Raw genomic sequence first — 12,247 nt, 5'->3', positions numbered from 1 at the left:
AGTCCCTGCGCACAAGACCTTTGACGCGGATTCTAGCCTGTTTGTGGGCAGGTTTCAGCCGCGCAAGCGGAGGGCCTGGATCAATACAGTTGCAGCCCTTGAAATATACCCGGCGGGTTCATATAGTCCATGCCTTGAGCGCTGATTCATTCCTTGCTGCTAGCCGGTAGAGCGGGAACGCTGCCTCGGCGTATCGACTCCATTGGTGTCTGATCGTCCTTGCCCGTCCAATGCCTGCCCCGCTTTGACACCAATCAATGTATCCTTGCGCACTGCATTGTCCGCCTGTTTGCGGCGCATCTGTTTTTTTGGGGATAACGGAAGAGGCCATGATAAAGATAAACAGCCTGACCAAACGCTTTGGCGACCATGTTGCCGTGGATAATTTGTCCTTTGACGTCAGTCCGGGGGAAGTACTGGGGTTTCTGGGGCCAAACGGTGCCGGAAAATCGACCACGATGAAAATGCTCACCGGATTTCTTACCCCCGATGGCGGCTCAGCCTCCGTTGGCGGATTTGATATCCAGACCCAGACCCTGCAAGCCCAGCAACAGATGGGATATTTGCCGGAAGGTGCGCCCTGTTACGGTGATATGCGGGTAAAACGCTTCCTTGAGTTCATTGCCGAGGTGCGTGGTTTCAGCGGTGCGGAAAAGCACAAACGCGTAGCCTGGGCGGCCGAGCAACTGGAGCTGGGTGCAGTAATGAGCCAGAGCATCGAGACGCTGTCCAAGGGTTTCAAGCGTCGCGTAGGCCTGGCCCAGGCGATTCTGCATGACCCCAGCATCCTGATTCTTGACGAGCCCACCGACGGTCTGGACCCGAACCAGAAGTATCAGGTACGCAAGCTGATCAAGCAGCTCGCCGAAGGCAGCAACAAGATCGTGGTGATCTCCACACACATTCTGGAAGAAGTCAGCGCGGTCTGTACCCGAGCCGTGGTGATTGCCCATGGTCGCCTGTTGGCCGATGGTACGCCGGAGCAGCTTGAGGCCCGTTCGCGCTATCACCAGGCTGTTACTGTTGCTCTGGAGCAACCGGTGGACAGTCAGCCGTTGCTGGGCTTGCCCGGTGTGCAGGAAATCGAAGTGCGTCCAGACGGACACCTGCTGACCGTTATTGCCAAGCCTGGCGAGGTGATTTTCCCCGTAGTGGGTCAATATGCCCAGGATCATGCCTGGCCGGTGCGTGAGCTGTCGGTCGAGCGCGGCCGGCTGGACGAAGTCTTCCGTCGTCTGACTGCGGAGGAAGCAGCATGAAAAATCTTGGAGTGATCTTCAAACGCGAGCTGGGCAGCTATTTTGCCACCCCGCTGGCTTATATCTTTATCGTGATCTTTCTGGTGCTGGCTGCGGTCTTCACCTTCTATCTCGGTGGTTTTTACGAGAGTGGCCAGGCTGATCTGAACGCGTTCTTCAACTTCCACCCCTGGCTTTACCTGTTTCTGGTGCCGGCAGTGGCCATGCGGCTCTGGGCTGAGGAGCGTAAATCCGGCACTATCGAATTGCTGATGACCTTGCCGGTTTCGCGTACCGACATGGTCCTGGGCAAGTTCCTCGCGGCCTGGGTGTTCATCGGCCTGGCGCTGCTGCTGACCTTTCCGATCATCATTACCGTCAACTACCTGGGCTCGCCTGACAACGGTGCGATCTTCACTGGCTACCTGGGTAGCTGGCTGCTGGCAGGCGGCTATCTGGCCATCGGCTCGTGCATGTCGGCGCTGACCAAGAACCAGGTGATCGCCTTTATCGTCAGTGTTGTTGCCTGCTTTATCTTTATCGTCAGCGGATTCTCCCTGTGGCTCGATCTGTTCAGCGGATGGGCACCACAGTGGTTGCTTGATGCTATCGCCTCACTCAGCTTCCTGATTCGTTTCGATGCCATCAGCAAGGGCGTTCTGGATCTGCGTGACCTGTTGTATTTCATTTCGCTGATGGCTGTGTGGTTGCTGGCTACCGCGATTGTCATCGACCTGAAAAAGGCCGATTGAGGCGAAGGAGACATAATAATGAAACGTTTGATGTATTCAGGCACCGGCCTGCTGGTCCTGCTGTTGGCCTTTGTCGCCTTCAACATGGCCTCCAATACGCTGCTCCCGGGCGCGCGTATCGATCTGACCGAACAGAAGCTGTACACCATTTCCGATGGTACCCGTGAAATCCTGACCGGACTCGAGGAGCCAGTTACCCTGTATTTCTTCTTTTCCGACAGCGCGAGCAAGGACATGGTTGTGCTGCGCAACTATGCGCGCCGTGTAGAAGAGCTGCTGCAGGAATATGAGCGTGTCGCGGGGGATAAGATCGATCTGCAGATCATTGATCCGCAACCCTTCTCTGAGGCCGAGGACCGCGCCGCCGAATTCGGTCTGCAGGCTATACCTTTGCCGCAGAGCGGAGAGAAGCTGTACTTCGGCCTGGCGGGTAGTAATACCCTTGGCGAGCGAGAGGTCATTCCTTTCTTTGCACTGGAGCAGGAAGGTTTGCTCGAGTACGAACTGAGCCGCCTGATCAACAGCCTGGCGCAGCCTGAAAAGGCCCAGGTAGGTCTGATCAGCGGCTTGCCCCTGAGCGGCGGTATGAATCCTATGACCGGTCAACCCGCGGCGCCCTGGGTGGTATTCGAACAGATACGCCAGTTGTTCGAGGTCAATAACCTTCAACATGATATTACCGAGGTGCCCGCCGATATCGACGTTCTGATGCTCGTGCATCCCAAGGCGCTTACAGAACAGGCACTGAACGCGGTTGATCAGTTTGTTCTGCGCGGTGGCAAGTTGCTGGCTTTCATCGATCCGCTCGCTGAAGCCGATCAGAGTCAGGAAGCGATGATGGATGCGATGGCCGACGGCAAGTCGTCGGATCTGTCGCCATTGTTGAGCAATTGGGGCGTGTCTTTCGATGCTGAAAAGGTCGTGCTGGATGCCCGGCTGGGTATGTCAGTGGGGCGTGGTCAGGGGCAATTGCCCGCTCGCCACATCGGCTGGCTCGAAATCGAGCAGGCCCAGATCAACCAGGATGACACCGTTACTGCGCCGCTAAGCCTGCTGACAGTCGCCACCGCTGGCGCGCTGGCGCCGATCGAGGGCGCGCAGACGCAGTTCACACCGCTGTTTTCCAGCACCGCCAACAGCGCACTGATCGCCAGCAGTGCCTTTACCGGGATGCAGGATCCGGAAGTATTGCTCGATGGTTTCCAGCCGGATCAGGACACCTACCACCTTGCTGCCCGTCTCCAGGGGCCGGCAGTCAGTGCCTATCCTGAGGGATTCGATGGTAGCAAGCCGGCAATCCAGTCAGCTGAAAACATCAATGTGATGGTCATTGCGGACACCGATCTTTTGACTGACCGCATGTGGGTTCAGGTGCAGGATTTCTTCGGTGAGCGGGTGCCGCAGCCCTGGGCTGACAATGGCGGGTTGGTAATTAACGCGCTCGACAATCTGTCTGGCTCCGAGGCGCTGATCAGCGTGCGCTCGCGTGGCGATTCCACTCGTCCGTTTACCGTTGTAGAGAATCTGCAAAGGGCCGCAGAGCGCCGTTACCGCGCCAGCGAACAGCGTCTGCAGCAGCAGCTGGCCGAGACTGAGCAGCGGCTGGCAGAATTGCAGCAGGGCCAGGATCCTTCGCAGATGGTGGAAATGAGTGCCGAACAGCAGGATGCCGTGCAACGGTTCCTGGATGAGAAGCTGGCAATTCGCAAGCAATTGCGTGATGTACGTTTTCAGCTCAATGCCGATATCGAGCAGTTGGGTACCTGGTTGAAGGTGATCAACATAGCGCTGGTGCCGGCCCTGCTCACCCTGGGCATTCTGCTCTGGTGGCTCATTCGCCGCTTGCGTCGCAAGTCGGCTTAAGGAGTCTCTGGTATGAAGATCAAATTTGTTGCGATTCTGGCGGTGATAACCGTGCTGTTGGTTGTTGTCGCCCTGCAGCGCCAGGCTGACGATCGCGTCGAAGACCTGCAGAGCCGATCCTTGCTGTCTGAGGGGCAGCTGAACGCGCTTGGCGAGCTGGACGCTATCAGCCTGAGTCGCGGCGCAGATCAGGTTGTATTGGAGCGCGTGGAGGGCGCCTGGGGTGTCGTCAGTCGGGATGGATTTCCTGCTCAGCCGGAACGTGTCGCTGCGCTCCTGCACGCGGTGCGTGGTGCGCGGGTGACCGAGAAGCAAACCGCTGACCCGCAATATCATGCACGCCTTGGCCTGGCTTCAGAGGCGCCCGAGGCGCCGCCCCTCAGGTTGCAGCTGAATGCCGGCGCAGACCAGACGGCCCTATTGTTCGGCAACCCTGTGGGCAGTGGTCAATTGGTCCGTTTTGCAGATGAGGACCAGGTGTGGTTGATCAATCGGCCCTTTGGCATGACATTGAATCCCCAGCAATGGCTGGACCTCAAGGTCGTGCGCATTCCGATGGAATCGGCGGCCACGGCACGCTGGGAACATGCAGATGGCGAGGTCCTGGAACTTGAGAAAGGCAAGGAAGGTGATTACAACTTCCATCTGGCAGGCCTGGATCTGGCAGAGCAGCAGGGGAGCGAGCGGTGGATCAACAGCATGGTTCTCGCTTTGACTGGTCTCAACGCCCAGGATGTGGCGCTGCGTGGCACACTGGAGCTCGAAGCACCTGTATTGCGGATGCAGGTGAGCACCTGGCAGGGGGCCGAAATCGCGGCCAGCCTCTACGACATTGCGGGGCGCTACTGGCTGACCATAGATGATTTTGAACAACCAGAGGATAGCAACCTAGACGTGAATGCTGATAATCGCTGGGCGTTCCAGCTGGGCGTTGCCCAGGTCGAGGACCTGCTCAAACGTCGTTCCGATATCATTCGTGGTGAAACGTCCGAGTAACTGCAACGCTTCCCAAGCAACTGTGACTGCGAAAAAACAAGCCCGCCGCGATTCATATCCGGCGGGCTTGTGCATTTCTGGTCGCTGGGTTCAGCCCAGTTGTTGGTTGACCCACTGGATGAATTGCCCGGGTGGCATGGCACCAGCAACCCGGGCCAGCTCTTTTCCGCCGCGCATGATCAATAAGGTTGGAATACTGCGGATGCCGAAGCGTGACGCCAGTGCTTGCTGCTCTTCGGTGTTGACCTTGGCCAGACGAACCCGTGGCTCAAGTTCGCCGGCTGCCTTGGCGAATGTAGGTGCAAACTGACGGCAGGGGCCACACCATGGGGCCCAGAAATCGACTACCAATGGCAGATCAGAGCCGGCGTGCGAGTTGAAGCTGCCAGAGTCCAGGTCCACAGGCTCACCCATGAAGAGGGCCGCTTTGCAGACTCCGCAACGGGGTGACTCGTCGAGTCTGGCTGCCTCAATTCGGTTTTTGCGGTGGCAATGGGGACAGGCAACGATCATCAGCTGCGACATGGCATGTTCCTCGAAAAAGGGTCTGACTCTGATATGGGGCCTTGGTGCCGGGATTCAACGGCTGTCACTATTTTCCAGATCCTGCCAATGCGTGCGAATTTCTACGAAGGTCAGAGACGCCGTCCAGGTCAGCAGCATGAATCCGACCAGCGATTCGGTGCCGAACAGGAAGCGAATGTGTCCGAGGGGAAAGATATCCCCGTAGCCCACTGTTGTGTAGCTGGCAGCCGAGAGGTAAACATAATCCAGAAATTGGATATGCGGGATCCCGCCAAGGGTGCCGGTGTAATCGAACAGCTTGATTATCACCCAGGCCCCTGCGCCAAATAGCCATATCTGGGCCACGTGGGAGCAGAACAGGCCACTGGTCAAGGTCATGATGCGGGCGCGGCGAGACAGCGACTTGCGGCTTTCAAGGACAAGTCGCAGGTAAAAAGATGCCTCGTAGTGGATCAGCATCGACAGCATGGCCAACGCCAGGGTGCCGCCAATCACGACTAGATGCTCCTGCATCACAGGGTCAGGCCTTGATTTGCCAGGTAAACTCCACCTCACCACTGGCGTTGATCTTGATCCAGCGATCGGCATCAGGATCGTCCTCTTCCTCCGACCAGCCACCCACTGAACAGCGGACTTCTTCCTGCAGCCCCAGATAAACCGCACGGGCGCAGTCCAGATCCGACTCCCAGGGTGTGTGTGCGCTGTCAAACCAGACGCTGGCCCATTTGCCGGCGGCCTTGCGCACTATCATCAGCGGAATCCGGTGTTCACCGCAGGTCAGGGTGCCGCGCCGTACAAGTTCGTTCCAGGGCTTGAGCTCGAGACTGCCGAGCTCCTGCCCCAGCCAGGTGGTCAGTGCATCCAGGTTTTCTTCACGTACGTAGATCTCAATATCGGGTTGGCGCACTTAGTGTCTCCTCAGGAGCGTTGCAGCAGGACCAGTCGCATGGCCACTTCCAGGCCGCCCAGGCCCTTCTCGATTACAGCCCGCTGACGCTCCGGACTGCTGCGAAAACCATGGGGCGTCATGCCAATCAGATTGGCCAGGTCGGCTGATGTCAGATCCAGAGCATAGCGCAGGGTCTGATCGTTGACGATTGCCAACCCCTCGGGCAGGGACTTTATCAGTTCTGGTGTGTGGTGCACGCTGTCATAGAGTGCGGTGCGCAGACTCAGCAGGTGATCGGCATGGGGGCCAACCAGCAGTACCTGGCCCCCGGGCTTGAGACAGCGCAGGCATTCATCCCAGGACCAGGGGCTGAAGACACAGAGGGCCGCATCCAGACTGGCATCGGGTACTGGCAGTCTGGCAGTAGAACCGACCAGCCACTGGATGTCGCGAGAACGGCGACAGGCCTTGATGATCGCATCCTTGCTTATATCCAGGCCGCCGATTGCGCAGCCGGCAATGGCCTGCTTGAGGCGCGCGGTGTAGTAGCCCTCACCGCAACCCATATCCAGCAGGGCGGCAGGATTACCAAGGGCAAGCAATTCATTGATTCGATCGCTCACCGGTTGGTAGTGGCCGGCATCCAGAAAAGCCTGCCGGTAGGCGAGCATGGTTGGCGTATCACCGGGCTGCCGGCTGTTCTTGTATTGCACCAGCAACAGGTTGAGATACCCCTGGCGTGCCTGGTCGTAACTGTGGTTGTTCGAGCATGACCAGCTCTTGTTGTCTGGTTGCAGGGCTTCTTGGCAAAGTGGACAGATTAGCGGGAGCATCAGGTTAGCAGCTGCTCCATGGTGGCCTGGTAAATCTCGGTAAGCGTATCCAGGTCGTTGGCACTGACGTGCTCGTTCAACTGGTGGATGGTTGCATTGATCGGTCCGAGCTCCACGACCTGGGTGCCCATTGTCGCGATAAAGCGTCCGTCGGAAGTTCCGCCGGTGGTGGAGGGTTGCGTCTCACGGCCGGTCACCTTCCGAATTGCCGCGCTGACGCCATCAAGCAGCGCGCCGGGCTCAGTCAGAAAGGGCAGGCCGGAAAGCGTCCAGTCCAGCTCATAGTCCAGCCCATGCTGGTCAAGCAAATCGCGTACACGTTGCTGAAGACCTTCAGCGGTGGACTCGGTGGAAAAACGGAAGTTGATTAGCGCAACCAGTTCGCCGGGGACGACGTTTGTCGCGCCGGTGCCCGCATTGATGTTGGATACCTGGAAGCTGGTCGGTGGAAAAAAGGCATTGCCAGCATCCCAGTTTTCCGCCGCCAGCGCCGCCAACGCAGGTGCTGCCAGATGAATCGGATTGCGTGCCAGATGCGGATAGGCTACGTGCCCCTGCTTGCCCTTGATGGTCAGCCGGGCATTGAGTGAGCCGCGGCGGCCATTTTTGACTACGTCGCCAACCAGCTCGGTGCTGGAGGGCTCACCGACAATGCACCAGTCGACCTTTTCGCCGCGCTCAACCAGGGTTTCCACGACTTTGACCGTGCCTTCAGTGGCCGGCCCTTCTTCGTCGCTGGTGATCAGAAAAGCGATGGAGCCCTTATGGTCTGGAGCGTCAGCAATAAAGCGTTCCACGGCAACAATCATTGCCGCCAGGCTGCCTTTCATGTCAGCTGCGCCGCGCCCGTGGAGCATGCCGTCGCGCACCACCGGCGAGAACGGCGGGTTATCCCAACGCTCTATGGGTCCGGTGGGTACCACGTCGGTGTGGCCGGCAAAGCACAGGACTGGGCCCTCGGTACCCCGACGGGCCCAAAGATTGTCTACCTCACCAAAACGCATGGACTCGAGTTTGAATCCGCATGCAGACAGGCGCTCGCCCATCAGCTGCTGGCAGCCAGCGTCATCGGGCGTGGTCGAGTTGCGGGCGATCAGATCGCAGGCGAGGGTCAGGGTCGGGGAGAGCTCGGTCATGGTGATTTCGCAGTGGCTGAATTACCGCGCCATGATAGCAGACTGGCGTCGGAAACCTCATCTCCAGACGCCTGCTGCTCCGGCCCGGGCAGAGCTTCAAACTTTGTGTGGTTGTGGCCAGCGCGCCTTGCGCCAGGCCCGGCGCTGCTTCTTGTCGAGGAAGGTCCAGGCCAGGAGTCTGCTGTGTTTTTCCCCCTGGGCCATGTCCAGGGCACGGACGTCTGTCGCGCCCAGTTCGCGCAGTTGCTTCTCCAGCGCGGCTACATTGGCAGCCTTGGATACCAGACTGCTGAACCAGAATACCTGCTGCGCCAGTCCGGCGCTTTCGGTGATCATGCGGGCCAGAAATCCGCTTTCTCCACCATTGCAGATCAGCTCGGTGCTCTGTCCGCCGAAATTCAGGCCCGGGTTGTCATCCAGCGCCTTGCCCTTGTTGAGTTTTTGCCATTTTTGCCGATTGGCATCCTTGGCCGCGCCTGCGCTTGGGTGAAATGGCGGATTGCAGAGGGTAAAGTCGAACCGTTCATCCAGCTCGATAACGCCCCGGAAAATGCTGTCGGGATGGGACTGGTGGCGCAGGCTTATATGCGGTTGCACCTTGGGATTATCAGTGAGAATGCGTTTGGCATTGTCCAATGCCTTCTGATCAATGTCGCTGCCGACAAAACGCCACTGATATTCATGCTGACCGATCAGCGGATAGACCAGATTGGCTCCGGTGCCGATGTCCAGTCCCACCAGGGTCGGGCCCGTGGGTATCTGACCGTCGTGGCTGTCGCCCAGCAGGTCGGCCAGGGTGTGCAGGTAATCGGCGCGACCCGGTATCGGTGGGCACAGGTAACCCGCGGGTATGTCCCACTTCTGTATCCCGTACTGGGTAGCCAGCAGCGCCCGGTTGAGTTCAAGGACAGCCTCTGCTTTGCTGAAGTCCAGCGTGCGCTCCCCGGTCTTGCCGGGAATAATCAATGGCTTGAGCGCCGGATTGGCGGCCGCCAGGGTGCCAAGGTTGTAATGCCCCTTGTGCTTGTTGCGGGGGTGGAAGGGCATCAGGCTTTGACTCCAACATAGATGGTATTGGTGGCTTCACCGTTCTGGAACGGATTGAAGAAAGGGACTACATGGGCAGTGCTACTGTGAAATACCGCCTCCATCACCTGCATGAACTCGGCGTCCGGCGGGTCCTGTGACCAGAGTGCAAATACGCCACCGGTTCTCAATTGGCGGCTCATTGCGCGGAGATTGTCGACCGTGTAGAAGCTGGCATTGGAGTGGTGCAGCAAGGCGCGTGGTGAATGGTCGATATCCAGCAGTATCGCATCGAATAGCCTGCCTGGCTGCTGCGGATCGAACCCCGCGCCCGCCTCGACGGCGAGATCGAAGAAGCTGCCGTGCACATAGCGGCTGCGTGGGTCTGCGTTGAGCTCCTTGCCGAGGGGGACCTTCTCCTCCTGGTGCCAGCGGATAACCGTATCCAGATAATCAACGATCAGCAGTTCGCTGACGCGCTTGTCCTGCAGTGCTGCAACAGCGGTATAGCCGAGCCCGAGGCCACCGATGACGACATCCAGATTTGCCCCCGCTAATGCAGCCAGACCCAGATCGGCGAGGGCGATCTCGGCCTCGTAGAACATGCTCGACATCAGAAACTCTTCGCCGAGCTTGACCTCGTAGATGTCCCGGTCGCCGAGTGCCGGTATGCGGCGTCTTCGCAGGGAAATCTCACCGATGGCCGAAGGCTGGATATCGATTTCTTCAAACAACAGGCCCATGGGAGCTCCAGACGAATAGTGGCGGCCGCTATCTTAACACCTGAGGGTCCTGAGGGTTTGAGCCGGGTCGAGTCTGGTGGGTTATAATCTTCCGGTATTTTTTCAGAGGTGCCCATGGCCAAAGATATCGCGATAGCTGACCCGACCACCGACGACCCGCGCTTTGGCGGGATAGCGCGGCTGTATGGGCGTGAGGCGTTCGAGCAACTGCGGCGCACTCATATTGCCGTGGTCGGCATCGGCGGGGTGGGCTCATGGGCTGCTGAGGCATTGGGACGTACGGGGATCGGCCGTATTACCCTGATCGATCTGGACGAGGTTTGCCAGACCAATACCAATCGTCAGCTACCAGCGATGACCGGTCAGATTGGCCGGCCCAAGGTCGAGGTGATGGCCGAGCGCCTCAGGGCGATTAATCCTGATTGTGATGTGCGGGCGGTGATGGATTTTGTCACCGACCGTACGCTGCCTGACTACATCACCGAGGACCTGGACGGGGTCGCCGATTGTATCGATAGCGTGAAGTCCAAGGTGGAATTGATTGCCTGGTGTCGGCGCAGGCGCATCCCCATTGTGACGGCCGGCGGCGCTGCAGGCCAGATCGACCCGACCCAGGTTACCGTATCCGATCTGTCCAGAACCACCAATGACCCGTTGGCTGCCAAGGCGCGCTCCCAGCTGCGGCGCAATCATAATTTCCCCAAAGCGGGCAGCAAACGCAGCTTTGGCGTTCCGTGCGTCTACTCCACCGAACAGCTGCGCTACCCCGCGCCGGATGGCAGCGTATGCCACGAGAAAAGCTTTGCTGGTGACTCGGTCAAACTCGACTGTGAAGGCGGTCTCGGCGCGGTATCGATGGTTACCGGGACTTTCGGGCTGGTGGTTGCGGCGAGGCTGGTTGACCGGATTCTCAGCCGCAAGCGCTGAGCCGCAAGCCGCAAGCTACAAGCCTCAAGCGGCAAGCCACAAGCCACAAGCCACAAGCCAGAAGCTAGACACCAAAGTCAAAAACAAAACCCCCGAGAAAGAGCAGAGTGTTTTTTCATGCACTGAGGGGTTAGGTAACGCGATCAGCTTGTAGCTTGCGGCTTGAGGCTTGCAGCCCTCGAATAAAAAAGCCCGCCCGACAATTCGGAGCGGGTCTTTTCACGGTGCGTGCAGCACACTCGGTCAACTTGCGGCTTGTAGCTTGAAGCTTGCCGCTCTCAGTTATGCGCGTGCAGCATCTCGTTCAACTGGATCGAACTCTTGTTGGTCTTGCACTCGATCGAGCCGGTCTGGGAATTACGGCGGAACAGCAGGTCCGGCTGGCTGGCCAGATCGCGGGCCTTGACGATTTCCACCAGGTTGTCGGCGTCATCCAGTAGTGCAACCTTGATACCGGCGGTGATGTACAGACCTGCCTCGATGGTGCAGCGGTCACCCAGGGGAATACCGATACCGGCGTTGGCACCGATCAGGCAGCCCTCGCCGATGGAAATGACGATATTGCCGCCGCCCGACAGGGTACCCATGGTCGAGCAGCCGCCACCCAGGTCGGAACCCTTGCCAACGAATACGCCAGCGGAGATACGGCCTTCGACCATGCTGGTGCCCGCAGTGCCGGCATTGAAGTTGATAAAGCCTTCATGCATCACCGTTGTACCCTCGCCGACATAGGCGCCTAGACGCACACGTGCGGTATTGGCGATACGTACGCCGGTAGGCACCACGTAGTCCGTCATCGAGGGGAACTTGTCGATGCTCAATACATTGAGCATCTGGCCTGCCATACGAGCGGCGAGTTGACGCTGGGGTAGCTCGTTAATGTCGATGGCGCCCTGGTTGGTCCAGGCGACATTGGGCAGCAACGGGAATATGCCGGCCAGCACTACGCCGTGGGGTTTGACCAGGCGGTGCGACAGCAGATGCAGTTTGAGGTAGGCCTCAGGTGTAGAAACTGGTGCAGCGTCGGTTTCCAGTACGGTGGCAACCAGCGGACGGCTGCTGCCCTCAAGTTGGCTGACCAACGCTCCCGCTTCGGCGAAGTCAGCTTTCTTCAAAGCGTCGGCGAGCGCGCTGCACTGGCTGGCGGTCAGGTCGATGGCCTGATTGCCACCGCTGTAACCAAGCACCTCGGCTACTACCTTGACCATTGCCGGCTCGGGGTTGAGCAGCGGCTGGGGGTAGTAAACCTCGAGCCATTCACCTGCAGTGTTCTGGGTACCGATACCAAAGGCCAGGCTGAAACATTCGCTCATTCGTTA

General features: G+C 58.8%; 13 protein-coding genes. 5 read left to right on the top strand and 8 right to left on the bottom strand.

Features of this window, described 5'->3' with window-relative positions; translation table 11 throughout:
- Window positions 1-329 precede the first annotated feature (329 nt).
- The 4 genes from FZF01_RS08735 to FZF01_RS08720 are packed head-to-tail and all read left to right on the top strand — an operon-like array spanning window position 330 to window position 4,849.
- Window positions 330-1,259 carry an ABC transporter ATP-binding protein gene (locus FZF01_RS08735; RefSeq protein ID WP_150277763.1) on the top strand — a complete coding sequence of 310 codons (930 nt, stop codon included), beginning with the start codon at window positions 330-332 and terminating at the stop codon, window positions 1,257-1,259.
- Window positions 1,256-1,990 carry an ABC transporter permease gene (locus FZF01_RS08730; protein WP_150277762.1) on the top strand — a complete coding sequence of 245 codons (735 nt, stop codon included), beginning with the start codon at window positions 1,256-1,258 and terminating at the stop codon, window positions 1,988-1,990. Before FZF01_RS08735 ends, FZF01_RS08730 begins: the two co-directional genes overlap by 4 nt.
- 18 nt (window positions 1,991-2,008) lie before the next feature.
- The gene (locus tag FZF01_RS08725; RefSeq protein ID WP_150277761.1) at window positions 2,009-3,853 is read left to right on the top strand and encodes a GldG family protein; all 1,845 of its coding nucleotides are present in this window, start codon (window positions 2,009-2,011) and stop codon (window positions 3,851-3,853) included.
- Window positions 3,854-3,865: 12 nt separating this feature from the next.
- On the top strand, window positions 3,866-4,849 hold the full coding sequence (locus tag FZF01_RS08720) for a DUF4340 domain-containing protein (RefSeq protein WP_150277760.1): 984 nt from the start codon (window positions 3,866-3,868) through the stop codon (window positions 4,847-4,849).
- A gap of 90 nt (window positions 4,850-4,939) precedes the next feature.
- Here FZF01_RS08720 and trxC read toward each other — a convergent pair whose 3' ends face one another.
- The 7 genes from trxC to FZF01_RS08685 all read right to left on the bottom strand — a co-directional run bounded on the left by trxC (window position 4,940) and on the right by FZF01_RS08685 (window position 10,001).
- Window positions 4,940-5,374, bottom strand: coding sequence for a thioredoxin TrxC (gene trxC / locus FZF01_RS08715; RefSeq protein ID WP_150277759.1), 435 nt, complete (start codon window positions 5,372-5,374; stop codon window positions 4,940-4,942).
- 54 nt (window positions 5,375-5,428) lie between these two features.
- Window positions 5,429-5,887 carry an ion channel gene (locus FZF01_RS08710; RefSeq protein ID WP_150277758.1) on the bottom strand — a complete coding sequence of 153 codons (459 nt, stop codon included), beginning with the start codon at window positions 5,885-5,887 and terminating at the stop codon, window positions 5,429-5,431.
- A 7-nt stretch (window positions 5,888-5,894) separates the two neighbouring features.
- Entirely contained in the window at window positions 5,895-6,281 is a 387-nt protein-coding gene (locus tag FZF01_RS08705; protein WP_150277757.1) for a hypothetical protein, read from the bottom strand.
- 11 nt (window positions 6,282-6,292) lie between these two features.
- A complete protein-coding gene (locus tag FZF01_RS08700) occupies window positions 6,293-7,096 on the bottom strand; it encodes a putative RNA methyltransferase (protein WP_150277756.1) in 804 nt (267 codons plus the stop codon).
- Window positions 7,096-8,232, bottom strand: coding sequence for a succinyl-diaminopimelate desuccinylase (gene dapE / locus FZF01_RS08695; RefSeq protein WP_150277755.1), 1,137 nt, complete (start codon window positions 8,230-8,232; stop codon window positions 7,096-7,098). Before dapE ends, FZF01_RS08700 begins: the two co-directional genes overlap by 1 nt.
- Window positions 8,233-8,328: 96 nt before the next feature.
- Entirely contained in the window at window positions 8,329-9,279 is a 951-nt protein-coding gene (gene rlmF / locus FZF01_RS08690) for a 23S rRNA (adenine(1618)-N(6))-methyltransferase RlmF (RefSeq protein WP_150277754.1), read from the bottom strand.
- The gene (locus FZF01_RS08685) at window positions 9,279-10,001 is read right to left on the bottom strand and encodes a spermidine synthase (protein ID WP_150277753.1); all 723 of its coding nucleotides are present in this window, start codon (window positions 9,999-10,001) and stop codon (window positions 9,279-9,281) included. The genes rlmF and FZF01_RS08685 overlap by 1 nt, the downstream gene beginning before the upstream one ends.
- Before the next feature lie 114 nt (window positions 10,002-10,115).
- Between FZF01_RS08685 and tcdA the strand changes: the two genes are divergently transcribed.
- A complete protein-coding gene (gene tcdA, locus FZF01_RS08680; RefSeq protein WP_150277752.1) occupies window positions 10,116-10,928 on the top strand; it encodes a tRNA cyclic N6-threonylcarbamoyladenosine(37) synthase TcdA in 813 nt (270 codons plus the stop codon).
- Window positions 10,929-11,206: 278 nt separating this feature from the next.
- On the opposite strand, the gene dapD is transcribed toward tcdA, so the two are convergent.
- Window positions 11,207-12,241, bottom strand: coding sequence for a 2,3,4,5-tetrahydropyridine-2,6-dicarboxylate N-succinyltransferase (gene dapD / locus FZF01_RS08675; protein WP_150277751.1), 1,035 nt, complete (start codon window positions 12,239-12,241; stop codon window positions 11,207-11,209).
- Between the last annotated feature and the right edge of the window lie 6 nt (window positions 12,242-12,247).

The organism is Halopseudomonas salina, assembly GCF_008641105.1.
The sequence above is the reverse complement of the archived record's forward strand: the minus strand, read 5'-3'. Positions and strand labels throughout refer to the sequence as shown.